The sequence below is a fragment of the Acinetobacter sp. F9 genome (assembly GCF_019195275.1).
Classification (GTDB): Bacteria; Pseudomonadota; Gammaproteobacteria; order Pseudomonadales; family Moraxellaceae; genus Acinetobacter; species Acinetobacter pseudolwoffii.
This window is the reverse complement of sequence record NZ_CP078068.1, coordinates 452,693-478,064: the sequence shown is the minus strand read 5'-3', so window position 1 is coordinate 478,064 and position 25,372 is coordinate 452,693. Positions and strand designations below refer to the sequence as shown.

Below are 25,372 nucleotides of genomic sequence, written 5' to 3'. Positions count from 1 at the left end.
AGAAAAGCAGGTTGGTACAGCGGTAGACCACCAGAACAATCATAAAAATACAAGCATAATTCTCCAATCCCCAATCTGGGGATTTTTTTATTCTGGAATTATTAAAGCTGAATGAAATCCATTTGGTTAAGGGTTTTCCTCATCCATCTGGCTAACTGCATTGGACACCATACTGGGTTCAATATGTTTAATCTTTTTACCAAAGCTGCGCAGCCACCACACCAGTTGTGAAGTAAAAGGAACCGTTGCACTAATCAGCGACATACCATTGTCCAGTTTTTCAATCTTCTGATCTTTACTGAGCTGACTTTCCTCAAAATAATGTGCATCCGATTCCGACATGCTCAGTTTTAGCATGACATTTTCAGTAGGGTGATTGAAATCCACCCGGAAGCCCAATGCACCAGAATCGATATAGTCATCAATATCAAAATTCACCGGATGCAGGGCACGTGAATTGAGAACTACTGCCGATTTAAAACGGTGCAGGGCAAAGGTCTGAATATCAGATTTGTCATGACGGGTACAGACCAGATAAATGATGGAGCCTTTTTGCACCAAAGCCAGTGGATTGAGGATATAAGTCTTTTCTTCGCTGTTGTGACCGCGGCCCTGATAGACACATTCCAGCTGTTTGTCCTGCAACAAGCCTTCATATACCGCCTGCTGTGCAGTCTTATCCACGAAAGGTGGAATGAGCGGTTGGGTGGCTGGCACAATCCGTACCCGATTAATCCATTGGCGGACATTGTTTTGCGAGGACAGACTGCGGCGTGCCAGATCAAACCAGGGATTCATTTCTTCGATCAGGCTCGGTGGCAGCAAATGTTTTAAATGTTCTTCGACCATCATAAAGGTGACCGCCTGTGAGCTGGTCATATGCGGCAAGCTTTGCAGCGGTGCATCTGAGCGCCAACGCCAGCCTTGTGGTGTGGTCTTGCTGCTTTCGATTGGAAAGCGCTGCGCAATCTGGTTCAGGTCACGCTGAATGGTACGCAGGCTGATATCAATTCCTTCGCGATTCAAGATTTCCTGTAATTCACGTGTTCCCATCCATTTGCCGGTAGAAAGACGCGACAAGATTTGCCATTGGCGATACAGGCTATTCGAGGTTTCTTTTTCTTGTGCTGACATAATTTATTTTGCTGGCGATAAAGAGGATGGGATTTAGGCTTAGACTAACACAATAAAAAAACTCTCATTTTTTCGCAAGTCTTTCTGCGCAACAATTGTCCTACAAACTAAAAACAACTTGGTAAGAAATGGCATTGAGTTCAGGGCGCATTTATTAGATTAATGGTAGTCGCAATATAGGTTCAATGGCATGGATATTGCTTTGATTTAATTATAATAGATGATAAGACGAGGTTTGTATGCTTAAAGGAAATCGGGATACAAATGTAATTGAAAAAATTGATAATTTTAGTTCCCAAAATCTTGGGAAAAATTTTATAGAGGCTAAAACAGCAACGGTATCGACTACAGCAAATCCACAACTTTTATTTCAACAGTTGTCTTCAAAATTCTTTAATGAAATGCAGGATGAGCAAGTCATGTCCAGTCAGGCAAGTCAAAGACTGGAAGAATGGTTATCCCAACACACGCTGGATGAATTGAATGCTCTGAATCAGGTGGCAAAAGAACATTTTTTACATCATGGCATTAGCTTTACGGTTTACGAAGATAAAGAGGGGGTAGAGCGAAGCATTCCTTTCGATATCATTCCACGAGTGATTGACCGCAAACAGTGGAATATGGTGGCTCTGGGGTCGGCACAACGCGTGCGCGCACTGAATCTGTTTTTACATGACATTTATCATCAACAGGATATTTTAAAAGCCAATATCATTCCTGAACTCCAGATTTTGACGCATGAGGCTTATCAGCCGCATATGTATCAACATAGCCTGAAAGGCAGGATTTATAGCCAGATTAGTGGCATTGATGTAATACGTGATTCCAAGGGCGAATTTTATGTCTTGGAGGACAATCTTAGAACGCCATCGGGTGTCTCTTATATGCTGGAATGCCGTAAGATTAGCCAAAAGCTGATGCCGAAAATATTTGAACAGTCCAAGATTGCTGGAATTGAGCAATACCCGCAGCTTTTAAAAGAAATCCTGATCGAAAATGCCCATGTCGACAAACCCTTTGTCGTAGTGCTGACGCCAGGGCGTTTTAATAGTGCTTACTATGAGCACGCCTTTCTCGCAAGAGAAATGAATGTACCGTTGGTAACATCACGTGATCTTTTTGTTGATGACTCGAAGGTTTATGTAAAAACTATACGTGGTCGCCAAAGAGTCGATGTTATTTATAGACGGGTCGATGATGCTTATCTCGATCCATTATGCTTTAAACCGGAGAGTACCCTGGGTGTACCTGGCTTAATGTCAGCTTATTTACAAAATAATGTCCTGATTGCCAACGCACCGGGTACAGGTGTCGCAGATGACAAATCGATTTATCCATATGTCGATAAAATGATTCATTTTTATTTGGGTGAACAGCCAATACTAAAAAATGTTCCGACGTATCAATGTCGTAATCAGCAAGATTTAAGCTATGTTTTGGCCCATCTGGACCAGCTGGTGGTAAAAGAAGCTCAGGGTTCGGGTGGTTATGGCATGCTGATTGGGCCACAGGCTTCGAAACAGCAAATTGAATTTTTCAGGGAGAAAATTTTAGCTGCGCCGCATTTGTATATTGCGCAGCCAACTTTGGACTTATCGGTTAGTCCGACTTTGACCAATTTTGGTATTGCTGAACGTCATATTGACTTGCGCCCATTTGTCTTAAGCTCGCCTTACCGTACTGAAATTGTGCAGGGTGGCTTGACACGTGTAGCGATGCAGCCCGGTTCACTGGTGGTGAATTCATCACAGGGTGGCGGTATTAAAGATACCTGGGTAGTCGACAATTTACATTCATAATATTCCAAAGAAGGAAAATGTCATGGTTTTGCTGAATAGCAATGCACAACATATTTTTTGGTTAGGGCGTTATTTATCTCGCACTCATTTTTTATGTGCGCGCTTTCCATTTTTAGAAGACGAAGCAGCTGTGGCCTATGCCCATGCTTTTTGTTTACCCGCTTTTGATGCCAGTTCCTTAAATGAATTGGTACTAGATTCAACTCAGACCGCATCTTTTAGCCAGCAGTTTAAAGTGGCTAAAGATAATATTCAGGAACTACGCGGAGTATTGTCTGCATCAGGCTATGCAGAGCTGATGAAACTGATCAAAACTGCAGATAAAAATGCTGGTTATATTTGTGAAGTGGTGACTGAATGTGAAGATATTCTGGAAGCTGAATCTGCCGATATTTTTCTGTTCTTTAGTTTGGGACAATGTGTCGAACAGCTCGATCATCAGTTACGACTCGGTGAAGAAACCAGTACGACACTGTGCAAGATCGATGATGTAGTCAGAATTCTAGTGGAAATGGGCTGGGGTGATCTGGAGCAATACTGGGAACAGTTGCGTACAGAGCCGAACCGGATTCAGTTCTATCAGTTTAGCGACCATATTCATCAACTGTTTGAGGCAGATGTATGAAATTGATGGTGAATCACCAAACGCACTATATGTACACGGCCGAGGTGAGGAACAGTATTCAGTACATTAAAATGATGCCTTCGAGCAATGCGCATCAGCGGGTGCATTCTTGGGATATCAGTGTACCGGGTAATAAAGAAATCCGGAAAGATGCATTTCATAATCTGTGGATGACCTGTAGCCAGCGGGAGCCTTATCATTCCCTGACTATCATGGCACAAGGAATAGTCGAGCTGAATCCTGCGCATCAGAGTGGATTGAATGATTCAATCAATCCCAATCTTTTTCTACAGCCGACCGAATCGACACAATGTAATTCAGCAATGAAAGATTTTGCACAACGTCATGTTCCTGCATTAACCCGTCAACATCTGATTGGACTGGCGCAAGCATTGCTGGAGCATGTGCCTTATATTTCGAACAGTACTTCAGTGCAAGGCTCTGCAATAGATGCCTTTGAGTCCAGACAGGGCGTCTGTCAGGACCATAGTCATATTTTCATTGCCATGTGCAAATATCTAGGTTTACCTGCCCGCTATGTTTCTGGTTATTTATATGCACAAAATGCTTCGCATCTGGCCAGTCACGCTTGGGCAGAGGTGTTTGTAGACCAGACATGGTATTGTTTTGATGTCAGTAATCTGTTGTTTACTCCAAGTTCGCATGTTTATGTGGCGATTGGACGGGATTATTGGGATGTGGCACCAGTACGTGGTGTTAGAGAAAAGGGCGGTGTGGAATCCATGCATTCCATCGTTCAAGTGCTAGGATGTTAATAAGGACGAATGAATGACGTATTGTTGTGCACTACGTTTAGAGCAAGGTATGCTTTTTATCAGTGATACCCGGACCAATGCCGGAGTAGATCACATTTCTGTATTTCGAAAGTTGTATACCTTTGGTATTCCTGGGGAACGTATGATCGTGATACAGGCATCCGGAAATCTGGCAACAACACAAGCCGTAATTGGGCATATCAAAAATCAGCTCGAACTGAAGCAGGAACCCAATATCTTGAGTCTGCACACCATGTTTGATGTTGCTGAGCTGGTTGGAAGTATGCTGAAAAAAGTGATTGCGAATGTTACGAGCGATATTTCGGAGCAAAGTAATTATTATTGCAATCTGCTGGTCGGGGGGCAGCTTAAAGATCAGGATATGCAGCTCTATCATGTTTATCCGCAAGGAAACTTTATCTGTGCCACACGCGATACGCCGTATTTCCAGATTGGCGAAAGTAAATATGGCAAGCCGATCCTGGACCGTGCGCTGACTTATGATATGCCGCTGGATGAAGCTTTGCGCTGTTCCCTGATTTCATTTGCATCGACCCTACGTTCCAATGTATCGGTCGGCATGCCACTCGATGTGCTGGTGTATAAAAAAGACAGTTTAATGATGCCGAGGGGTAAACGTATTGCTGAAGATGATGAATATTTCACGTCGATCAGCCGGCAATGGTCAGACACCTTAAAAAAAGGACTGGCAGCGCTACCTGTTCCATCGAATGAATATTTTCTGTAAAAGGTATTCTGGTTCAGTTTTTTCGCGTACAGTATTAACTTCTGTGCACCCGCATAATAAAAATAGATAAGTTAGCGCATGTACCAATTTTGTTACGCCAGTAAAAGTACGTCTTCTAAAGTTGATTTGCTTGAAGATCTGACCAATATCCTGAAAGAAGCACGTGATTTTAATCATCGCTATCAAGTCACAGGCGTGCTGTATTTTGCCGATGGTTATTTTTTTCAATGTCTGGAAGGTGAGTGTTTAACCTTAAAAAGTCTGCTGCTCGAGAGACTCAATAAAGATCCTCGCCATCATGATATTAAATTGTTTGAGACCAAGGAAATCGAATATCCGAGTTTCCCGGACTGGTCGATGAAATATATTTCTAAACGCAGTCAAATCCAGCAATTCTGTCAGGACATGGGATTTAATGACTTTAACCCTTTTGCATTTCAGCAAAGTCATGTTGATGCTCTATTGCTGCAATTATGTGTAGAGCAAGGTGAAGAACAAAAGTCAGCCTAAATAAAGCCCAACACTGGTTGGGCTTTTTTGGATCTTTAGATTAAATCAGATTACTTTACGTCGTGCCCGATTGCTTAATCGACATAATAGTTCATAACCAATCGTACCATTGGCTGTCGCTACATCATCCACCAGACGGGTTTCCCCCCAAAGTTCGACTTCTGTACCTAATTGCACTTCTAATCCTGTGACATCAATAGCGATCATATCCATCGCTACGCGGCCAATCACGCGAGTTTGCTGACGATTGATTGCGACATAGTTCTGTTTGGGGAAAGCACGAGGATAGCCATCACCATAGCCAATTGAAACAATGGCCAAAGTCATGTCCTGATCTGCGGTGAACGTCGAACCATAACCGACATGCTCACCCGCTTGAATATCATTCAAGGCAATAATTTCAGCTGTAAAGGTCATAACCGGTTTTAAATCCAGGTCATGTACATCACGATCTGCAAATGGAGTCGCGCCATAAAGCATGATCCCGGGACGGACAAAATCAAAATGCAATTCTGGATATTTATAAATGGCTGCTGAATTACAGCATGAACCCATCAATGGTGCGCAGTCATTTTTAATTTCTAAGAATTGACGGATTTGTTCATCATTCAGCGGGTGATCAGCATCGGCATTGGCAAAATGCATCGCCAAAACACAAGTAAAACCTTCAGCTTTGAGTTGATTGATCACGTCTTTAATTACATCAATTTTAAAGCCAAGACGGTTCATCCCGCTATTCAGCTTGACCCAGACTTTCAGGTCTTTGGCGATATAAGCATCTTTATGTGCCAAGAGCCAATCGACCTGTGCCTGCTGATGCACAATCACTTCAATATTCTGATCAATCACGATTGGCATTTCGTCTGCAACAAAAACACCTTCGATGAGCGTGATCGGCTGTTGATAACCCAGTTCACGAATTTCCAGGGCTTCTTGTAAGCATGCGACACCAAAAGCATCGCTTGCACTTAAGGCTGCCAGGCAGTCTTTAACTCCATGTCCGTAAGCATTGGCTTTGACCATACTGACGATTTTAGCGGTTGGGGCAAGTTGTTTGACACGGTTTAAATTATATTGCAGTGCTGCACTGTCAATATAAACTGTAGCTTGGCGCACCCTAAATTACTCCTGGAGGGACGATGGAAATCTGATGATTGAGCTTGTTTACTCTTCATCATCATACTGAGCATAAAACTCAGGTGAGAGATTACTAAAACGGGTATATTGACCTTCGAAAGCCAGACGTACCGTACCAATCGGGCCGTTACGCTGCTTACCAATAATAATTTCAGCAGTGCCGGCTTCCTTTGATTCCTTGTTATAAACCTCGTCGCGGTAAATGAACATGATCAAATCGGCATCCTGCTCGATTGCACCGGATTCACGTAAATCGGACATCACCGGGCGTTTATTGGGGCGGTTTTCCAGGGCGCGGTTTAACTGGGAAAGTGCAATGACAGGGCACTGCATTTCTTTAGCCAGTGCTTTTAAGCTTCGTGAAATTTCCGAAATCTCACCGACACGGTTGTCGCCCATACCGGGTACTTTCATCAACTGAAGATAATCGACCATGATACAGCCGAGTTTGCCACCATGCATTTTGGCAATACGACGGGCACGGGAACGTAATTCAGTTGGTGGCAGGGCAGAGGAATCATCGATATACAGGTTTTTTTCCTGTAAATGCACAATGGTACTGGTCACTTTAGACCATTCATCACTGTCCATTTTACCGGCACGTAAATGCCCCTGATGCACACGGCCAAACGATGAAATCAAACGCATGGCAATCGAATCCGCTGGCATCTCCATGGAATAGACCAGCGCCGGCAGGTTGTTATTAAATAAAACGCTTTCGACCAGGTTCATGGCAAAGGTGGTTTTACCCATGGACGGACGCGCCGCGACAATAATCAGGTCGCCGGATTGCATGCCTGAGGTTTTATTATCCAGCTCCACAAAACCTGTGGTTAGACCGGTAATGCTACCTTCCATTTGTGATAATTCATTCAATTTATCAAAAACATCGGCAACGACAGAGTTAATCGGTTTAGGCCCTTGCGCCTTGGCATTGTTATTATGTTGTTCTGCAATCGAGAAAATATTGGTTTCAGCCAAGTCCAGAATTTCACTGACGGTACGGCCTTTGGTGTCATAGGCATTTTGTAAAATTTCAGAGCTGACTTTAATCATGCTGCGCAGGGTGGAGAATTCTTTAATTTTGCCTGCATAGGTTTCCAGGTTGTAGAAACTCGATGGCGAGTCTGCCATGAGCTGCATCAGATATTCTTCACCACCAATGGCATCCAGCAAGTTCTGCTTGATCAGCCAGTCATGCACCAGTACCGCATCATAAGGTGAGTTTTCTTTAGAGAGTTGATCAATGGCGCGGAAAATATATTTATGTCGGGTCGCATAAAAATCATTTTCAGTCAGCACATCACCGACCTGTTCAAAAGATTCGGCAACGGTCATTAATGCAGCAAGTACGGCTTGTTCAATCGCTAAATTGTGCGGTGGAGTACGAAATTCCTTGAGATTGCTGTTCTCAGTACTGATTTCGATATTAGCGCTGGTCGGCTTTTTGCTGGCATTCGCCTGTGACATATAAATCCCTGATTTTAAATACAATGGTTAAACATTATCGGAGATGAATAGCTTTTATTCACTACGACATGAAATCATACGCGTTCTGAAATCAAATGCGAAGGGTAAATTTTCATTTGTATGGGTAATAAAATAATTTTTAAGCAGGAGATACCTGTCATTTTTTTATAGATAAAAAAAGAGCATGCTTTCGCATGCTCTTTTTGAGGCGAGAAATTACTCAGCTACGATAGTAACCAGAACTTCTGCAGTAACATCATGGTGCAATTGGATTGCGATGTTAAATTCGCCAGTGTGACGAAGTGCGCCATTTGGAAGACGTACTTCTGCACGGTCTACTTCTAGACCAGCATTTGTCAACGCGTCAGCGATGTCACGAGTACCGATAGAACCGAATAGTTTACCTTCGTCACCAGCTTTCGCAGTGATTACGATATTTACTTCGTTCAATTGGTCAGCACGTGCTTGAGCAGCAGCTAAAACATCAGCTTCAGCTTTCTCAAGTTCAGCACGACGAGCTTCAAAAGCAGCAGTGTTTGATTCTGTTGCAGCAACTGCCATACCTTGTGGGATAAGGAAGTTACGGCCATAACCAGCTTTAACTGATACTTTATCGCCTAGTTTACCTAGGTTTTTAATGCGTTGTAATAAGATAATATCCACAGCTCAACCTCACTTATGATTGTCAGTGTAAGGGATCAAAGACAAGAAGCGAGCTTGTTTAATAGCTAGCGCCAATTGACGTTGGTAACGAGCTTTAGTACCTGTAATACGGCTAGGAACAATCTTGCCGTTTTCAGTGATGTACTGTTTTAAAGTGTCGATATCTTTGTAGTCGATGTACGTAACGTTCTCAGCTGTAAAGCGGCAGAACTTGCGACGACGGTAAAAACGTGCCATGTTATGTTCTCCTTAAGCTTCAGCAGAGTCTTGAGCGTGTTGTGCTTCTTCACGTTGAGCTTTACGCGCACGTTTTTCTTCAGCACTTTTCGCCAATAGTGACTCTTCAGTGATTGCGTTTTCACGACGGATGATAAGGCTACGAATGATTGCATCGTTATAACGGAACAATTCTTCAAGCTCATCAAGAGTAGTCTGACCACACTCAACATTCATAAGAATGTAGTGAGCTTTGTGGATCTTGTTGATTGGGTAAGCCAATTGACGACGGCCCCAGTCTTCAAGACGGTGGATTTGACCTTCAGCTTCTTTGATGTGAGTTAGGTAGCGTTCTACCATACCAACGACTTGATCGCTTTGATCAGGGTGTACTAAAAGTACGATTTCGTAATGACGCATTGTCAGCTCCTTACGGTTTGGACAGCCCCAATTTAAGTAAATTGAAGCAAGGAGTCACAACCAAGGTTGTGTCGCAGTGTTTGCGAAGGGTGAATTGTAGAGATTTTCGAGGATAATTTCAACCAGATAAGCCATTTTTGTGAAATTATATCTATTGCCAGATTCTCTTATCAAAAAATCGTTATATTTTTAATCAGGCTTAAACTGCTTAAATTTATTAAATATACTGTTGATCATATCAACCGACTCTTTCTAGGCAGGAATTGGCCTAAACCTATGAATGTGACTCTAAAACAAAAATGAGTGAATTTCACAGAAGATAAGAAAGGAGGGGACGAGCGCTTAAAGCTGAAATTTTGATTCTGCAAACAGATGCTCGGAGCGGGGGGATAAAATCAAAATAAAAAAAGATAGAGGCGAACTCTCTATCTTTTTAAAAAAATACTATCTGTGTAGATGGCGCAGTTGAAGTAAAGCTAAATACAATACTGATCACGGTAATCAGGATGACAGAGAACAGAAAATATTTCTTTGCCCAAAGCTGATCATTTTCAGCTTTAAATCCAATGACACCGATATACAACCAGTAAATGCACAATAGATTTAAAATGACTGCATACAACCAATTGGCATAGCCATATACAAATAATGCATTCATGGTCAGGGTGAATAACACCACATACAAAAGTGATTCGATCTTGGTACGATGAATCGAGCGCGCCACAGGCAAAATGGGAATGCCTGCATTTTTGTAATCATCAAAGCGGTAAACCGCAATTGCCCATGAGTGAGGCATTTGCCACAACGCATAACCTAAAAAGATCAGTAATGCACCCAGGTCAAATTGATTGGCCACAGCGGTATAACCAATGACAGGCGGAGCTGCACCAGAAATACTGCCGACTACAGTTTGATGAATTGTGGTTCGTTTTGTCCATAGGCTGTAGAAACCAACATATACAACAAAACCAATCACCGCGAAAAGAAAAGCGTACGCATTTACCCAGAACCATAAAATGCTAAAACCAATGAGGCCTAAGACCAGAGCAAAAGCCAGGGCAACAGGTTCAGAGATGGTTTTGATGACCAGAGCACGATTTTGTGTGCGCTGCATTTTTTTGTCGATGTCCTGGTCAATCACGTTGTTGACCACACATCCTGATGCTACGACAAGCGTAGTACCGAGAAGGGTAATAAGCAGGAGAAGGAAATCTACAGAACCTTGAGTGGCTACGAAGTAGCCACCCAAAGTGGTAACAAAGTTACCGAAGAGAATTCCTGGCTTAGTCAGGAATAAATACTTTTTCAACATGACGACCAGTTTAGATCATCATGTTGTAGTGTAGGTAATTCATGATCCATACAGAACCTACTAAAAGAATAGCGATGGTTAAGATGGTATACACGAACGCAATCACGTTCCAGCGTTGCTCTGAAGAAGAGTTCATATGCAGGAAGTAAATTAACTGCACAAGAATCTGAGCAACCGCAGTAATCGCAATTACTGCAATCAAGATACCGCGTTCAAAACCGCCTGCCATCACCATACCGAATGGAATTACGGTAAGGATGACAGAAAGTACGAAGCCAATTGTATATTGCTTAACGTTACCGTGTGATGCACCAGCTGAGTTGTGATCGTGACTCATTACAGAACTCCCATCAAGTAAACTACGCTGAATACACAGATCCAAACGATGTCAAGGAAGTGCCAGAACAAGCTTAGGCAAGCTAGACGACGCGTGTTTGCAAGAGTCAAACCATATTTCTTGATTTGAACCATTAACACGATCATCCAGACTAGACCAGAAGTTACGTGAATACCGTGCGTACCTACCAAGGTAAAGAACGCAGATAAGAACGCACTTGTGCTTGGACCGTGACCCGCATGAACTAAGTGATTGAACTCATATAGTTCCATGCCGATGAAGATAGCACCGAATACCCAAGTAATCGCTAACCAAGTCAGTACTTTTGCAACGTCTTTTTTGTATGCAGCAAGAACTGCAAAACCAAAGGTTACAGAAGAGATCAAGAGAGCGAAGGTTTCAGTCAGAACGAAACCTAAAGAGTCGCCAAACAGGTCTCTCGCACTTGGAGTACCCACAGGAATGTGGCTACTTAAAACAGCGAACGCAATGAAGAGTGTACCGAACAGGACAAGGTCACTCATCAAGTAAGTCCAGAAACCAAAGACGGTGATGTCAGTATCATCGTGATGATGCTCATCGTGTCCGTGGTTATCGTGATGAAGTACTTCAGCCATTGTCTTAGTCCTTCTTCAAGTGTTTTTCAAGAATCGCATAGCGTTCGTTTTCAATACGCTCAACTTCAGCAGCAGGAACATAGTAATCCACTTTCTTGGTGAAAGAAGACACGATGAAGCTAATGATAGAAGCAATGAACGTAACAACTACTAACCACCAGATGTGCCAGATTAAACCGAAGCCCATTACAGTGATGAACATCGCGATAACGAAACCAGCAGCACGATTCGTTGGCATATGGATATCTTCATACTTCGTTGGTTTTGCATATGCAACACCATTTTCTTTCTCAACCCAGAAAGTATCAATACCATTGATCTTTGGAAGATGAGCAAAGTTATAGAACGGAGCAGGAGAAGATGTCGACCATTCAAGCGTACGACCATCCCATGGATCGCCAGTCAAATCTAGACGTTGGTCACGTTGTAGGAAACCAACCACAATTTGCATCACGAAACATACAATACCAAGTGCAATCAGAACTGCACCAAACATTGCAATATTTACATACGGATCCCAGTCTGGGTTGTCAAATGTATTCAAACGACGAGTCATACCCATGAAACCAAGGATATAAAGTGGCATGAATGCAAAGTAGAAACCGAAGAACCAGAACCAGAATGCTGCTTTACCCCAAGTTTCATTCAGTCTCCAACCGAACATTTTCGGCCAGTAGAAGATGATACCTGCGAACATCGCGAATACTACACCACCAATAATTACGTTATGGAAGTGAGCAATCAGGAATAAAGAGTTGTGTACCAGGAAGTCCGCTGGTGGAACTGCCATCAATACACCTGTTAAACCACCGATACCGAAAGTCACAAGGAAACCAAGTGTCCATAGCATTGGGGTAGTGTAAACAATACGACCCTTGTACATGGTGAACAACCAAGAGAAGATCTTCACACCTGTAGGAATCGCAATAATCATGGTCATGATACCGAAGAACGCGTTAACGTTGGCACCTGCACCCATAGTAAAGAAGTGGTGAACCCATACAACGAATGACAATACTGTGATTGCTACTGTTGCATACACCATGGATTTGTAACCGAACAATGCTTTGCGCGAGTAAGTCGCAACAACTTCTGAGTAAATACCAAATGCTGGTAATACCAAGATATACACTTCTGGGTGACCCCAAGTCCAAATCAGGTTTACATACAACATTGGGCTACCACCCAGGTCATTTGTAAAGAAGTGGAAATCGAAGTAACGGTCAAGCGTTAGCATTGCAATTGTTGCAGTCAACACCGGGAAAGCAGCAATAATCAATACCGCTGTACATAAAGATGTCCAGGTAAAGATTGGCATTTCCATGAGTTTCATGCCAGGCGCACGCATTTTGATGATGGTAACAAAGAAGTTAACACCCGTTAATAGCGTACCTAGACCTGAAATTTGCAGTGCCCAGATGTAGTAGTCCATACCTACGCCTGGAGAATATTCGATACCTGACAGTGGAGGGTATGCCATCCAGCCTGTTGCAGCGAATTCACCTAACGCAAGTGAAACCATCATCAGACCCGCAGCGCCGGCAAATAACCAGAAGCTGAGTGAGTTCAATAATGGGAATGCAACGTCACGTGCACCGATTTGAAGCGGTACAGAGATGTTCATTAAACCAACTACAAGACCCATTGCCACGAAGAAGATCATGATCACGCCATGCGCGGTAAAGATCTGGTCGTAATGCTCAGGGTGTAAATAACCTTCGCCGCCACCTTTTGCAAGGAACTGCTGAAGACGCATCATGATCGCATCGGCGAAACCACGCACCAGCATGATCACAGATACGAAGATATACATGATACCAATTTTTTTATGGTCTACAGATGTGAACCATTCGTTCCACAAGTAGCCCCATTTTTTGAAGTAGGTAATACCAGCAACAACTGCGATAGCACCCAAGATCATCATTGCAACAGTTGCCAATACGATTGGATCGTAAGGAATTGCATCTGGACCTAACTTACCTAAGAAGCTCATGTCTTATTCTCCTTGAGAAGCAGTCGCATGTTCACCTGCTACATGAGCTTCAGAAGCAGATGCTTCCTGAGCAACAGCATCAGTCGCTGCAGCTTCTACAGGAGCTGTATGATCAGCACCGTGGTAGTTACTCATATAGTTGTGAATCACAGATTCAAACAAACCAGACTCGACAGAAGAATAATAAGTCACAGGATGTGGCTGAGTCTTATATGGGCCTTCTGCTTGTGCAGTTTCAGCAAGTCGTTTCTCTAAATCTGTTCTTGCATTACGAACCATTGCATCAATTTGTTTTTGTGAACGGTTGCCGTCACGTAAGGTCGCAAATTCAGCTTGGTCTAAAACAGTTTTTTGAACTGCAACAGGATTTACTGAAGTACCATTACCTGATTGAACTGCAGCAACCCATTCAGCGAATTGAGCATCAGTCACAGAATGTGCACGGAAGCGCATTTGTGAGAAGCCATAGCCTGAATAGTTTGAAGAGAAACCACGATAACCTTCAGCTGGACTCGTTTCATCAGCTAAGAAGTTAAGGTGAGTTTGCATGCCTGCCATTGCATAAATCTGACCACTTAACGCCGGGATGAAGAAAGAGTTCATCGTGAAGTTAGACGTGATACGAAGGCTTACCGGAGTTTTCTCTGGGAAACGCAATTCGTTAATTGTTGCAATGTTTTGCTCAGGATAGATGAAGATCCATTTAAATTGTTCAGCAATAACTTGAACAGTTAATGGTGCTTTATCTGCTTCAATTGGACGGTATGGGTCATACTTGTGGGAACCCCACCAAGTTAACCAAGCTAAAATACCAATAATAATGACAGGAATACCCCATACTACAATTTCAATTGCAGTAGAGTGTGTCCATGTAGGTTTATAGTCTGCGTCTTTATTCGATGCACGATATTTCCAACCGAACCATAATGCCATGATGATTGATGGAATAACCACCAACAGCATTAAGTAAATCGCAGTCATCATCAGGTTACTTTGACCTGCTGCAACTGGACCTTTAGAGTTCAGAAGTACCATATCACCACCACACCCGGTCAAGAGTGCAGTCATCGCAGATAAAGACAATACAGCTAAAATCGTTTGTCTCATTTTACAACCTCGGTGAAGAGTCCCATTCCCTAATTTAATATGGGATAGCGATTAAAGTGCACATGACGAAAAAGGCTGATTTTTACAAAACATCCTATTAATCATAATACACCGCTACGTTGTAGGGCATTATGCCTGAGATTGACGAACTAAGCTATATCTAAAGCCGCTTTAAATGCCTGTAATAAAAACCGATTTTGTTGCTCGGGATTTAGGAATATTTATAGGAATTTTATTTCAATTTCAAAGTTATGTAAGAAAGAATGGGATGAATATCATCCCATTTTAAGTGATTCAAAATTATTGTTTTACCACTTGAGTTTTTGCCAGTTTATCGTGCAGGGTCTGACGTTTTTTACCCAATCCGAAGGCCCAGTCAATCATTAAACTCAAGGGCATGAAGATGATATTCAGAAATATAAAGAATACGCTACGAATGGTGAAGGCACGTAATAAGCTAACTTTCTCACCAGATTCAGCATCTACAATTTTGATTTTCGTCATTTTTTTGCCAATACTTTGCCCAGATTTGGCAATAAGGTAGGCTTGAATCACCAGCATGATCAGTAAATAGACCGCAGTTGCAATCCAGGCTTGTTGAGAAAACATCTCAAACATCTGGGTTTGCAGTTGCTGCGCCATGGTAGGATCAGCATCACTGTTGAGTATCACATTCATGAACTCTTGGTTCAATTCTGCAAAGCGGACTTCCTGTTCAGGGGTGAAGAATCCAGTCAGAATAAAAGTCGCTGGTAACCAGAGTAACACGTCTACAATTTTGGCCAGAATACGGCTGGGAATACTGGCAAGTGTATTTTTTTGCGTAGTTACTTGGGTGCGTGGTTGCGTACCAGACACTGTTATAGGCGGGTTGTTCTGGAAAGGCGTGTCAGGTGTTGCGGTTGGTGCGACATAACCCTCAGGTTGATATACCGATTTTCCCTGGGTAAGCTCACCTAAAGCTTTCCACTCTGCCATGCCTTGATGCCATGCCAAATCAGTTAGCATGACTTGCTGATTGGCAAGCATTTGATTTAATTGCTCGAGCGTATATGGACCAGCTTGTTGATTGTTTCGTGCCAAGTAAATCTGCATATAGACTGAATCTCAATATATAAATTTGAACTGATAATAGGTTGAATTAAGATTGTATTGAATTCTATTTTGAAAACAAACACCATCTTATCGTTAAGATTATAGATAAATTGAGTATTTTCAATCCTATTTATGAAGAAAATGCTTCAAATCAAAAACAGTGTAACAAGGATCGGGTGGTTTGAGTGCATCATTCAACATATCCGATTCGCTTTAATTATTGCCCTTTAAAAATGATTTTACTGTTGGCATTTGTTTGTCATTACAATTTGAATGTGGAGAAACAAAATACAAAAACTTATATTTTTAAAACTTTCAGAAGAGCGTTTTGAAATATAAAAGAATATTCATCCCATAAAAAAAAGACCCTGCGAAAGGGTCTTTTTTTATTTAAAATCTATTATGCAGTTGCCACTTTTTCTTTAGCCAGGAAGAACCAGGTATCCAGGACTGAATCCGGGTTTAAAGATACAGACTCAATGCCTTGTTCCATGAGCCATTTCGCAAGATCAGGATGGTCTGAAGGACCTTGACCACAAATACCCACGTATTTGCCTGCACGGTGACATGCCTGGATTGCAAGAGCAAGAAGCGCTTTTACAGCAGGGTCACGTTCGTCGAACAAGTGCGATACGATACCAGAGTCACGGTCTAGACCAAGCGTTAGCTGGGTCAGGTCGTTTGAACCGATAGAGAAACCATCGAAGTGTTCAAGGAATTGATCGGCCAACAATGCGTTGGTTGGTAATTCACACATCATGATCACTTTAAGACCATTTTCACCACGTTTAAGACCGTTCAATTCCAATAACTCGATCACACGTTTTGCTTCAGCCACAGTACGCACAAATGGAATCATGATCTGTACGTTGGTTAAGCCCATTTCATCACGAACTTTTTTCAATGCACGGCATTCAAGCTCGAAGCAGTCACGGAAGTTGTCAGACACGTAGCGGCTTGCACCACGGAAGCCCAGCATCGGGTTCTCTTCTTCTGGCTCGTACAACTTACCGCCGATCAAGTTTGCGTATTCATTTGACTTAAAGTCAGACATACGCACGATCACTGGTTTATCTGCAAATGCAGCAGCAAGAGTAGAGATACCTTCAACCAGTTTTTCTACATAGAACTCGATTGGAGAAGCATAACCAGCAGTACGCGCCATCACAGCAGCACGTGTTTCACGTGGCAAGCTGTCAATATTCAACAATGCTTTAGGATGCACACCGATCATACGGTTGATGATGAATTCTAAACGTGCAAGACCAATCCCTTCGTTTGGAATTTGCGCGAAGTCGAATGCACGATCCGGGTTACCGACGTTCATCATGACTTTGAACGGAAGAGCAGGCATTGATTCGATCGAGTTGGTTTGGATTTCGAAATCCAGCGCACCTTCATAGATGAAGCCCGTATCACCTTCAGCGCAAGACACAGTCACTTCCTGACCGTCAACCAGTACTTCAGTGGCATTACCACAGCCTACAATCGCAGGAACACCAAGTTCACGTGCAATGATTGCAGCATGACAGGTACGACCACCACGGTTGGTAATAATCGCAGCAGCACGTTTCATCACTGGTTCCCAATCCGGGTCAGTCATGTCAGATACCAGCACGTCACCGTCTTGTACTTTGTCCATTTCTTTGATTGAAGTCACGATACGGACTTTACCAGAACCGATACGTTGACCGATTGAGCGACCTTCACAGATCACAGTACCACGTTGTTTGAGCAGATAGCGCTCCATGGTGCCGACATTTTCACGGCTTTTTACTGTTTCAGGGCGTGCCTGAACGATGTAGATTTTTCCATCATCGCCATCTTTTGCCCACTCGATGTCCATTGGAGAACCGTAGTGGTTTTCAATGATCAGCGCTTGTTTGGCAAGTTCTTGGAGTTCTTGGTCGTTTAGAGCGAACTGTTGACGCTCAGCTTTTTCTACATCTACGACAACCACTGATTTACCTGCAGAAGCTTCTTCACCATAAATCATCTTCTGGTGTTTAGAACCCAAGTTGCGGCGTAAAATCGCGTGTCGGCCTGCATTTAACAGCGGTTTAGAAATATAGAATTCGTCAGGGTTGACTGCACCTTGAACGACCATTTCACCCAAACCATAAGACGCGGTAATAAACACTGCATCACGGAAGCCTGATTCAGTGTCCAGGGTAAACATCACACCTGCAGCACCCGTTTCAGAGCGAACCATACGTTGGATCCCTGCTGAAAGGGCAACCACGTCATGCGCGAAGTTTTGATGGACACGATAAGAAATTGCGCGGTCATTATATAAAGATGCAAAAACTTCTTTGATCGCGATAAGCACGTTATCAATACCGCGAATATTCAAGAAAGTTTCTTGCTGTCCAGCAAAAGAAGCATCTGGTAAATCTTCTGCTGTCGCTGATGAACGAACGGCAACCGCGATATCAGGGTTGCCGTTAGAAAGTTCTGCAAATGCTGTACGAACTTCTTGTTCTAATTCAGAGGTAAGTGGAGTATCCACAATCCATTGGCGGATTTTTGCACCGGTTTCAGCAAGAGCATTCACATCATCCACATTTAGTGCTGCAAGCTCTGCATTAATTTTAGCGTTTAGGCCACTTTGCTCGAGAAATTCACGATATGCTTCAGCTGTAGTTGCAAAGCCACCTGGCACCGATACACCAGCATTGGATAAGTGGCTGATCATTTCGCCCAAGGATGAGTTTTTCCCACCCACGAGTTCAACGTCGTGCTTCCCTAATTTTTCCAGACCAATTACGCGCGCTTCCAAAGTTGTTACTCCACTTTTGCAGTATTAATCACTATCTTGGCATGAGAGTATAGCAAATCATCTAGGTTTTTGATTTTACTAAGCGACAGTCATGTAAGATCGGTTTACTATAAAGATTATATAGCACTAAGACAAATGGTGGAGGAGAATTTTAATGTCAGAAGGTAAACAAATTCAGCGTAGTGTTTTCTTTATCTCGGATGGCACGGCAATTACCGCTGAAACGCTTGGACACTCACTATTAGCGCAGTTTCCAAATGTAAAGTTTGACATTCATATTATCCCTTATATTAGCTCTGAAGAAGCCGCAACCAGTGTGGTTGCAGAGATCAATGCGCGTGCTCTGCAAGACGGTGAAAAACCACTGGTTTTTGATACTTTAGTCGACCCTTATGTGCGGGAGATTATTAATACCGCAAATGCCGTAAATCTTGATGTATTTGAAGGGCTTATTAGCAAGTTGTCGGATGAGTTGCAGGTGTTGCCTACAACTTTAGTCGGTCAAACCCATGCGGTGACTGATACTGCCTCCTATAAAGCCCGTATCGATGCGGTACATTTTGCCTTGGACAATGATGATGGCGCGCGTACGCGTCATTATGATAAAGCCGATCTGATTCTGATTGGGGTGTCGCGTTCGGGTAAAACACCTACCTCTATTTATTTGTCTTTGCAATTTGGTATTCGGGTGGCCAACTATCCACTAACAGAAGAAGATCTGGACGATAATCGCTTGCCAGCGGTACTGCGTCCGCATAAAAACAAGCTGTTTGGTCTGATGATTGATGCAGACCGTCTCGTCGCGATTCGCACTGAACGTAAGGCCAATAGTCGTTATGCCAGCTTTAGCCAGTGCCAGATGGAGCTGCGTGCCATTGAAGGAATCTACATTTCGGAAGGAATCAAGTACCTGAATGTCTCTGAAATGTCGATTGAAGAAATCTCGACACGTGTCTTGCAAATGACGGGTTTAAAACGTCGAATTGGCTAAAAAGCCAAACAGAGCCAAACTTTGATTTGGCTCTGTTTTATAGCTAAAAAATACCAATAAGTGCTTATTTATAGAAATAATATATGATTTTTATAAATTTAAAAAATATCAAGTATCATAATTAAAAATACAAAAGAGCGTTATTTAATCAATTTGTTGAATAAGTACACTATTAATCCTAGATGTAGAGTTCTAGATTTCATCAATTTTTCATGTTGAGTTGCCAACGTAGCTTATTCTTCTGCTAAATAAGTATGAATAATAATATCGACCTGATGCTGATCTCCATTGATACAGCAAATACTGTTTTCAGTAATTTTTAGGATTGGCCAGGTAATCAGCTGACAATTTTCCCGCTGTAGCGCGGCATAATAATGATCTGACTTGAGATAGGTGTTAGGAGAAGATGCAAGATTTGGCATTAACTGGCGTCTTAGCCACAGGTTTTGTACCTGATTTTCCAGAAATCTGAGGGAAAGCAGACTCTTAATCCGGTTGTTAAATAGACGGCGATTTTTACCAATCAATGGATGATTAATAATGCGTTGCAGAATGCGGTCTGACCCTGGCAGCACAAAAGCAGGATTAATCTGAAAAACTTTCACCGAACCGGCATGTTGACTAATTTTATCCAGCTGGGTAACGGTAAACTGGTCTGTGCCAATAATTGCAATATCTTTGTTTGAATAATCCAGCTGCATAAGCTCGGAAGAAGCGATATTTATTCCGGTAAACAGCTGGAAATGTTCGGGATGATTTTCAAAAATGCCAGCGTGTAGATCTTGCTTGGTGGCCATTAGACTTCCTTGAATTTATTTAATAATTGATTTTCTTTGTCCTAGATATAAACAAAAACCAGAAGCAGGGTAAAGGAGAAAATTTAACTTAGACAGTCATCTATTTGACAGAAATACAGCGGCTTATTTTTTTCTAAGTCAGGGGAGATAAATATGATTAAAAAGCGGTGGTGTTAAGTAAGAGAGAAGAATGAATAGAAAAAGTTTGGATGAAGGCGTTAAACAGGTTGTTGCTATTTTATTTGAAAGTTATACAACATCTACCCATTGCTGAGAATAGGTAGATGTCGCTTTCATTTATTGCCCGTTTTTAAGCTGCATCAACAGCTCAAAGTTATGCAGACGCTTGTCAGTGTCATAGATGTCACAAGTGAAGATAAACTCATCAACATCATATCTGGCTAAAAGTGATTCCAGCCCAGCTTTCACAGTTGCTTTGGAGCCGACCTGTGCCATGGCAAAGAAATTATCGACTGACATTTTTTCCGCAGGTGACCATAGACCGTCCATTGAATCTATCGGCGCTTTCAGTTTTAAGGTCTGACCACGAATCAATGACAAAACCCGCTGATAGGCACTGGTCGCCAGATATTCTGCTTCTTCATCGCTATCTGCCACACAGGTCGGTACACCCATTGAAACATAAGGTCGATCCAAGTATTCGGAAGGCTCGAAGTTTTCACGATACAGCTGAATCGCCTGACCGAGCATACGCGGGGCAAAATGTGAAGCAAAAGAATAAGGCAGGCCAAGTTTTGCTGCAAGTTGTGCACTGAACAGACTCGATCCGAGTAGCCAGACCGGAACATGCGTGCTTTGACCGGGAGTCGCAACAATACGCTGATTCGGCTCTGGATCTTTAAAATATTGCAAAATTTCCAGAATATCTTGCGGGAACTGATCTTCAGTTTCCTGACGGCCACGGCGCAGGGCACGCATGGTCATCTGGTCAGTTCCAGGAGCACGGCCCAGACCGAGTTCAACACGATCTGGATATAAGGTCGCTAAAGTTCCGAATTGCTCAGCCACCACCAGCGGCGCATGATTCGGGAGCATAATCCCGCCTGAGCCTAAAGTTAAGCTTTTGGTGTTCGCCAGTAAATAGCCTAAAAGAACGGCTGTGGCTGAACTGGCAATGCCATCCATATTGTGATGTTCTGCCAGCCACATTCGGCTATAACCCAGTTGTTCTGCTGCCTGGGCAAGCTCCAGCGCGTGGTTCAGCGCGAATTGAATAGTCTTATCGTCACGAACAGGAACCAGTTCGAGGATAGAGAACCGGGTATCGTTAAGTGTACGCATCGTATTACTCTTAAATAGACATGACTAAAAGCATACGACTTTGCATTGTATTTGTATATCGAAAAAAATCGATATAAGTGTAAACGAAAATAACAGGCAAAAAAATAAGCATCCGAAGATGCTTATTTAAGGAGGGAAGCTTAGAGAGTGCAGCCTTAACGACGACGGTTGTTGTAACGATAGTCATTCGTGCGGTAGTTTTTTGAACTGTAGCGACGGTCATAGCGGTCATCATAACGGCGATCCTCACTGACTTTTTTACCCAGTGCTGAACCACCCGCAGAACCTAGTGCTGCACCGATATAACCGCCATTGGTACCCGCCATGTTTCGGCCGACTGCATAACCCGCACCACCACCGAGGGCACCACCGATAATCGCACCATTACGGTCACGTTTGTTTGCCGCAACAGCTGCACCAGCACCACCACCAATCGCAGAACCGATGGTTGCACCGGTTGTACCACCCATTTTATTACCCACGGCTGCACCAACCACACCACCAAGTGCTGAAGCTAAAGCTGTATTGGTGGTATTACCGGCATTGGCTGCTGTCATACCCATGGCTGAGGTTGCTACAACAGCGATCATTAGAGATTTATAGTTCATGAGTACACCTTTTCGTATATCTAGCTGTATTTGTTGATAAGATCAATTTAATCTAGCAAGCGTCAAACAGCATGAAGGCCGTGTTGACGAATTGTGATTTTTATCTCCTTAATTTATTCATGATTTTGAGTGAATAATTTTATGTATTACATGAATTTGACTGTGTTTGAAAAGCATAAAAAAAGCACCCGAAGGTGCTCTTAATGACGAATGTCTGAGGTCTAACGCATTGATCAGTTATAACGGTAATGACGTTTTTTCTTGTAGTGGCGTGATTTGGCTTTTTCTGCAGTTTTGTCTTTGGAAATCTTGTTACCTAATGCAGCACCACCGGCAGCACCCAAGGCTGAACCGATATAACCGCCATTGCTGCCGCCCATGTTTTTACCTACGGTATAACCTGCACCGCCACCCAAAGCACCACCGATTGCAGATTCAGTACGGTTCTTTTTGCTACTTGCCACTGCTGCGCCGCCTGCACCACCTAAGGCTGCGCCAAGTGTAGCGCCAGTATTGCCGCCCATGTTTTTACCTAGGGCTGTACCTGCAACACTACCTAAGGCACTTGCTGCTGCAACACGTGCTGTACTGTCTGCATGTGCATTTACCGCCATCATTGAACCAGCAGCTAAAACTGTACTCATTAAAAGTGCGTTGAGTTTCATGTCATCACTCCGTGTCCATTAACAGGACTGTATTTATTTCGATGTGGAAAATGTAACAAATCATGCCCAGAATAATATGAAGATGTTTCTCCATAATTTACTGCTTTATTTGATGAATTGTAAAATCTGCAAGAAATAAGCATAAGATCGATTATAAAAAAGGCAATTCCACTATTTTTAATCTTATTTGTTAACAAATGCTGCCGAGAGAGAATGATAGCGGCGTGGACTTACTCAATAATGATGTTCATTAGAAGCCAGAATCGTTAAACTAGGCGCAATTTTTTGATTTCGCTGTGCTAAATCGGTTTTTAGTTGCAGCCTATGTTTTGAGATTTTTTAAAAAATGAAAGAATCGTTACGTTTACGATTAGACCAACTCTCTGACCGCCACGAAGAGCTGACAGCATTATTGGCTGATATAGAAGTAATTTCAGACAATAAACGTTTTCGTCAGCTGTCGCGTGAGCATAATGACCTGACAGAAATCACCAGCGTTTGGAGCAAGTACAGACAGGCTGAAGAAGATATTGAAACAGCTCAGGCCATGTTGTCGGACCCGGACTTTAAGGAAATGGCACAAGAGGAAATCAAAGAAAATAAAGCTTTGATTGAAGCGCTTGAATCAGACCTGAATATTCTGATGATTCCAAAAGATCCAAATGATGCCAACTCTGCTTATCTGGAAATTCGTGCCGGAACCGGCGGCGATGAAGCAGCGATTTTCTCGGGTGATCTGTATCGCATGTATAGTAAATATGCAGAAAATCAAGGCTGGCGTATTGAAATCCTGTCAGAAAATGAAGGTGAACACGGCGGTTATAAAGAAGTGATTTGCCTGATCAATGGTGACGGTGTATATGGTCGCTTGAAGTTTGAGAGTGGTGCGCATCGTGTACAACGTGTGCCAGCAACCGAATCGCAAGGTCGTGTACATACGTCTGCTTGTACCGTTGCGATCTTACCGGAAGTCGATGTCGATACTTCGGTAGAAATCAATTCCTCGGATTTGCGGATTGATACTTACCGTGCCTCAGGTGCTGGTGGTCAGCATATTAACAAAACTGATTCTGCGGTACGTATTACCCATTTACCGACAGGCACGGTAGTGGAGTGTCAGGATGAACGTTCGCAACACAAAAACAAAGCCAAAGCGATGGCACTTTTGGTGTCTCGTTTAGAAAATGCCAAACGGGCTGCTGCCGATGCTGCAACCTCTGAAATGCGTCGTGATCTGGTTGGTTCAGGGGATCGTTCAGAACGTATTCGTACCTATAATTACCCTCAAGGTCGTATGACCGACCACCGCATTAACCTGACTTTATACAAGCTGGATGCGGTCATGGAAGGTGATTTGACCGAATTGCTGGACAGCCTGCATCGCGAATATCAGGCCGATCAGTTGGCCATGCTTGCACAGCAGAATGGTGGATAATGAATATTTTACAAGCGCTGGCTTTACGCGGTGAAGCTGAAAGTTATGAGCGTCAGGAAAATGCCTGGTTGCTGGAACACATCACCAAGATTGATTCATTTGATCTGTTGATGAAAAAAGATCAGGAATTGACGCCTGAGCAGGAACAAGCTTATAAGGATGGTCTGGCACGAATTGCTGCCGGTGAACCTTTGGCTTATGTCACCGGTTCACAACCATTCTGGACTTTGGATCTGAAAGTCAGCAAAGATACGTTGGTGCCGCGTCCTGATACTGAAGTGCTGGTTGAAACCGTGTTAAAGTTAGATTTGCCTGAAGATGCCCGTGTGGTGGATTTGGGTACAGGCACAGGTGCAATTGCCTTATCGCTTGCATCGGAGCGTCCTGAATGGGTGATTGTTGCATCAGATATTTATGCGCCTACGCTTGAAGTAGCCAAATATAATGCAGAACAACATGATATTGAGAATGTAGAATTCGTTCTGGGTTCGTGGTTGAAACCATTTGGCCGTCAGTTCTTTGATGTGATTGCTTCAAATCCGCCGTATATCGATCCGGATGATGCACATATGCAGCATCTGGCGACCGAGCCGCAACGTGCACTGGTTGCGGATAAAAAGGGCTTGGCTGATTTGGAAGACATTATTATTCAGGCCAAAAAGCATTTAACCGTCAATGGCTGGGTGGTGCTTGAGCATGGTTATGATCAGGCTGATGCCGTGCAGCATCTATTTAAGCAGGCCGGTTATAAAAAGGTCCGTACCGTAAAAGATTATGGCGGTAATGATCGGGTGACTTTGGGTCAGTGGCCGCATTAATTTTTAATCCTTCTTTAT

General features: G+C 43.0%; 25 protein-coding genes. 8 read left to right on the top strand and 17 right to left on the bottom strand.

Translation table 11 applies throughout. From position 1 onward, the window contains the following. Positions 1-126: 126 nt before the first annotated feature. Positions 127-1,134 (bottom strand): helix-turn-helix transcriptional regulator, encoded by a 1,008-nt coding sequence (locus KT990_RS02170; RefSeq protein ID WP_005097252.1) that lies wholly within the window; start codon positions 1,132-1,134, stop codon positions 127-129. Positions 1,135-1,373: 239 nt separating this feature from the next. Between KT990_RS02170 and KT990_RS02165 the strand changes: the two genes are divergently transcribed. The 5 genes from KT990_RS02165 to KT990_RS02145 all read left to right on the top strand — a co-directional run bounded on the left by KT990_RS02165 (position 1,374) and on the right by KT990_RS02145 (position 5,592). After that, positions 1,374-2,933 (top strand): circularly permuted type 2 ATP-grasp protein, encoded by a 1,560-nt coding sequence (locus tag KT990_RS02165; protein WP_100535296.1) that lies wholly within the window; start codon positions 1,374-1,376, stop codon positions 2,931-2,933. A 22-nt stretch (positions 2,934-2,955) separates the two neighbouring features. Beyond that, a complete protein-coding gene (locus KT990_RS02160) occupies positions 2,956-3,558 on the top strand; it encodes an alpha-E domain-containing protein (protein WP_005097250.1) in 603 nt (200 codons plus the stop codon). Further along, positions 3,555-4,334 (top strand): transglutaminase family protein, encoded by a 780-nt coding sequence (locus tag KT990_RS02155; RefSeq protein ID WP_218209055.1) that lies wholly within the window; start codon positions 3,555-3,557, stop codon positions 4,332-4,334. Before KT990_RS02160 ends, KT990_RS02155 begins: the two co-directional genes overlap by 4 nt. Positions 4,335-4,347: 13 nt before the next feature. Beyond that, a complete protein-coding gene (locus tag KT990_RS02150; protein WP_218209054.1) occupies positions 4,348-5,082 on the top strand; it encodes a proteasome-type protease in 735 nt (244 codons plus the stop codon). A 78-nt stretch (positions 5,083-5,160) separates the two neighbouring features. Further along, positions 5,161-5,592: a BLUF domain-containing protein gene (locus KT990_RS02145; protein WP_218209053.1), complete on the top strand. Its 432-nt coding sequence runs from the start codon at positions 5,161-5,163 to the stop codon at positions 5,590-5,592. A gap of 45 nt (positions 5,593-5,637) precedes the next feature. On the opposite strand, the gene alr is transcribed toward KT990_RS02145, so the two are convergent. From alr to ppsA, 12 genes are all read right to left on the bottom strand, one after another. Then, on the bottom strand, positions 5,638-6,708 hold the full coding sequence (gene alr / locus KT990_RS02140) for an alanine racemase (RefSeq protein ID WP_218209052.1): 1,071 nt from the start codon (positions 6,706-6,708) through the stop codon (positions 5,638-5,640). Positions 6,709-6,756: 48 nt separating this feature from the next. Continuing rightward, on the bottom strand, positions 6,757-8,199 hold the full coding sequence (gene dnaB, locus KT990_RS02135; protein ID WP_100329595.1) for a replicative DNA helicase: 1,443 nt from the start codon (positions 8,197-8,199) through the stop codon (positions 6,757-6,759). A gap of 216 nt (positions 8,200-8,415) precedes the next feature. Beyond that, positions 8,416-8,862 carry a 50S ribosomal protein L9 gene (rplI, locus tag KT990_RS02130; RefSeq protein ID WP_004645413.1) on the bottom strand — a complete coding sequence of 149 codons (447 nt, stop codon included), beginning with the start codon at positions 8,860-8,862 and terminating at the stop codon, positions 8,416-8,418. Between the two features lie 9 nt (positions 8,863-8,871). Continuing rightward, positions 8,872-9,099 (bottom strand): 30S ribosomal protein S18, encoded by a 228-nt coding sequence (gene rpsR / locus KT990_RS02125; protein WP_005097242.1) that lies wholly within the window; start codon positions 9,097-9,099, stop codon positions 8,872-8,874. Positions 9,100-9,111: 12 nt separating this feature from the next. Beyond that, entirely contained in the window at positions 9,112-9,498 is a 387-nt protein-coding gene (gene rpsF / locus KT990_RS02120) for a 30S ribosomal protein S6 (RefSeq protein WP_004278789.1), read from the bottom strand. A gap of 433 nt (positions 9,499-9,931) precedes the next feature. Then, positions 9,932-10,810: a heme o synthase gene (gene cyoE / locus KT990_RS02115; RefSeq protein WP_218209051.1), complete on the bottom strand. Its 879-nt coding sequence runs from the start codon at positions 10,808-10,810 to the stop codon at positions 9,932-9,934. A gap of 10 nt (positions 10,811-10,820) precedes the next feature. Further along, entirely contained in the window at positions 10,821-11,147 is a 327-nt protein-coding gene (locus tag KT990_RS02110; protein ID WP_005097239.1) for a cytochrome o ubiquinol oxidase subunit IV, read from the bottom strand. After that, a complete protein-coding gene (cyoC, locus tag KT990_RS02105; protein ID WP_005097238.1) occupies positions 11,147-11,764 on the bottom strand; it encodes a cytochrome o ubiquinol oxidase subunit III in 618 nt (205 codons plus the stop codon). Before cyoC ends, KT990_RS02110 begins: the two co-directional genes overlap by 1 nt. Positions 11,765-11,768: 4 nt before the next feature. Continuing rightward, entirely contained in the window at positions 11,769-13,757 is a 1,989-nt protein-coding gene (gene cyoB / locus KT990_RS02100; protein WP_005097237.1) for a cytochrome o ubiquinol oxidase subunit I, read from the bottom strand. A gap of 3 nt (positions 13,758-13,760) precedes the next feature. Beyond that, a complete protein-coding gene (gene cyoA / locus KT990_RS02095; RefSeq protein ID WP_005097235.1) occupies positions 13,761-14,864 on the bottom strand; it encodes a ubiquinol oxidase subunit II in 1,104 nt (367 codons plus the stop codon). 300 nt (positions 14,865-15,164) lie between these two features. Then, positions 15,165-15,959 carry an RDD family protein gene (locus tag KT990_RS02090; protein WP_218209050.1) on the bottom strand — a complete coding sequence of 265 codons (795 nt, stop codon included), beginning with the start codon at positions 15,957-15,959 and terminating at the stop codon, positions 15,165-15,167. Positions 15,960-16,359: 400 nt separating this feature from the next. After that, a complete protein-coding gene (gene ppsA / locus KT990_RS02085; RefSeq protein WP_005097232.1) occupies positions 16,360-18,738 on the bottom strand; it encodes a phosphoenolpyruvate synthase in 2,379 nt (792 codons plus the stop codon). Between the two features lie 154 nt (positions 18,739-18,892). On the opposite strand from ppsA, the gene KT990_RS02080 reads away from it, so the two are divergent. Continuing rightward, complete coding sequence (locus tag KT990_RS02080) at positions 18,893-19,729, top strand: pyruvate, water dikinase regulatory protein (protein WP_005097231.1); 837 nt, start codon at positions 18,893-18,895, stop codon at positions 19,727-19,729. A 233-nt stretch (positions 19,730-19,962) separates the two neighbouring features. Here the strand turns inward: KT990_RS02080 and KT990_RS02075 are convergent, their stop codons facing one another. The 4 genes from KT990_RS02075 to KT990_RS02060 all read right to left on the bottom strand — a co-directional run bounded on the left by KT990_RS02075 (position 19,963) and on the right by KT990_RS02060 (position 23,101). Then, complete coding sequence (locus tag KT990_RS02075; protein WP_005170508.1) at positions 19,963-20,526, bottom strand: hypothetical protein; 564 nt, start codon at positions 20,524-20,526, stop codon at positions 19,963-19,965. Positions 20,527-20,823: 297 nt separating this feature from the next. Further along, on the bottom strand, positions 20,824-21,828 hold the full coding sequence (locus KT990_RS02070; RefSeq protein WP_005097228.1) for an LLM class flavin-dependent oxidoreductase: 1,005 nt from the start codon (positions 21,826-21,828) through the stop codon (positions 20,824-20,826). Between the two features lie 155 nt (positions 21,829-21,983). Further along, complete coding sequence (locus tag KT990_RS02065; protein ID WP_005097226.1) at positions 21,984-22,436, bottom strand: hypothetical protein; 453 nt, start codon at positions 22,434-22,436, stop codon at positions 21,984-21,986. Between the two features lie 233 nt (positions 22,437-22,669). Beyond that, entirely contained in the window at positions 22,670-23,101 is a 432-nt protein-coding gene (locus tag KT990_RS02060) for a glycine zipper 2TM domain-containing protein (RefSeq protein WP_005097225.1), read from the bottom strand. A 346-nt stretch (positions 23,102-23,447) separates the two neighbouring features. Between KT990_RS02060 and prfA the strand changes: the two genes are divergently transcribed. Both prfA and prmC read left to right on the top strand, forming a co-directional pair. Further along, positions 23,448-24,536 carry a peptide chain release factor 1 gene (gene prfA, locus KT990_RS02055; protein WP_005097224.1) on the top strand — a complete coding sequence of 363 codons (1,089 nt, stop codon included), beginning with the start codon at positions 23,448-23,450 and terminating at the stop codon, positions 24,534-24,536. After that, on the top strand, positions 24,536-25,354 hold the full coding sequence (prmC, locus tag KT990_RS02050; protein WP_005097223.1) for a peptide chain release factor N(5)-glutamine methyltransferase: 819 nt from the start codon (positions 24,536-24,538) through the stop codon (positions 25,352-25,354). The genes prfA and prmC overlap by 1 nt, the downstream gene beginning before the upstream one ends. Positions 25,355-25,372: the final 18 nt, after the last annotated feature.

Bases quoted from the DNA above. Each gene is read 5' to 3' on its own strand.
- KT990_RS02145 (WP_218209053.1), top strand. From the start codon at position 5,161: ATGTACCAATTTTGTTACGCCAGTAAAAGTACGTCTTCTAAAGTTGAT.
- cyoC (WP_005097238.1), bottom strand. From the start codon at position 11,764: ATGGCTGAAGTACTTCATCACGATAACCACGGACACGATGAGCATCAT.
- KT990_RS02080 (WP_005097231.1), top strand. From the start codon at position 18,893: ATGTCAGAAGGTAAACAAATTCAGCGTAGTGTTTTCTTTATCTCGGAT.
- KT990_RS02165 (WP_100535296.1), top strand. From the start codon at position 1,374: ATGCTTAAAGGAAATCGGGATACAAATGTAATTGAAAAAATTGATAAT.
- cyoE (WP_218209051.1), bottom strand. From the start codon at position 10,810: ATGTTGAAAAAGTATTTATTCCTGACTAAGCCAGGAATTCTCTTCGGT.
- prfA (WP_005097224.1), top strand. From the start codon at position 23,448: ATGAAAGAATCGTTACGTTTACGATTAGACCAACTCTCTGACCGCCAC.
- KT990_RS02060 (WP_005097225.1), bottom strand. From the start codon at position 23,101: ATGAAACTCAACGCACTTTTAATGAGTACAGTTTTAGCTGCTGGTTCA.
- KT990_RS02090 (WP_218209050.1), bottom strand. From the start codon at position 15,959: ATGCAGATTTACTTGGCACGAAACAATCAACAAGCTGGTCCATATACG.
- KT990_RS02160 (WP_005097250.1), top strand. From the start codon at position 2,956: ATGGTTTTGCTGAATAGCAATGCACAACATATTTTTTGGTTAGGGCGT.
- prmC (WP_005097223.1), top strand. From the start codon at position 24,536: ATGAATATTTTACAAGCGCTGGCTTTACGCGGTGAAGCTGAAAGTTAT.
- dnaB (WP_100329595.1), bottom strand. From the start codon at position 8,199: ATGTCACAGGCGAATGCCAGCAAAAAGCCGACCAGCGCTAATATCGAA.
- KT990_RS02170 (WP_005097252.1), bottom strand. From the start codon at position 1,134: ATGTCAGCACAAGAAAAAGAAACCTCGAATAGCCTGTATCGCCAATGG.
- KT990_RS02070 (WP_005097228.1), bottom strand. From the start codon at position 21,828: ATGCGTACACTTAACGATACCCGGTTCTCTATCCTCGAACTGGTTCCT.
- cyoB (WP_005097237.1), bottom strand. From the start codon at position 13,757: ATGAGCTTCTTAGGTAAGTTAGGTCCAGATGCAATTCCTTACGATCCA.
- rpsF (WP_004278789.1), bottom strand. From the start codon at position 9,498: ATGCGTCATTACGAAATCGTACTTTTAGTACACCCTGATCAAAGCGAT.
- cyoA (WP_005097235.1), bottom strand. From the start codon at position 14,864: ATGAGACAAACGATTTTAGCTGTATTGTCTTTATCTGCGATGACTGCA.
- KT990_RS02065 (WP_005097226.1), bottom strand. From the start codon at position 22,436: ATGAACTATAAATCTCTAATGATCGCTGTTGTAGCAACCTCAGCCATG.
- KT990_RS02155 (WP_218209055.1), top strand. From the start codon at position 3,555: ATGAAATTGATGGTGAATCACCAAACGCACTATATGTACACGGCCGAG.
- KT990_RS02075 (WP_005170508.1), bottom strand. From the start codon at position 20,526: ATGGCCACCAAGCAAGATCTACACGCTGGCATTTTTGAAAATCATCCC.
- rpsR (WP_005097242.1), bottom strand. From the start codon at position 9,099: ATGGCACGTTTTTACCGTCGTCGCAAGTTCTGCCGCTTTACAGCTGAG.
- KT990_RS02150 (WP_218209054.1), top strand. From the start codon at position 4,348: ATGACGTATTGTTGTGCACTACGTTTAGAGCAAGGTATGCTTTTTATC.
- KT990_RS02110 (WP_005097239.1), bottom strand. From the start codon at position 11,147: ATGAGTCACGATCACAACTCAGCTGGTGCATCACACGGTAACGTTAAG.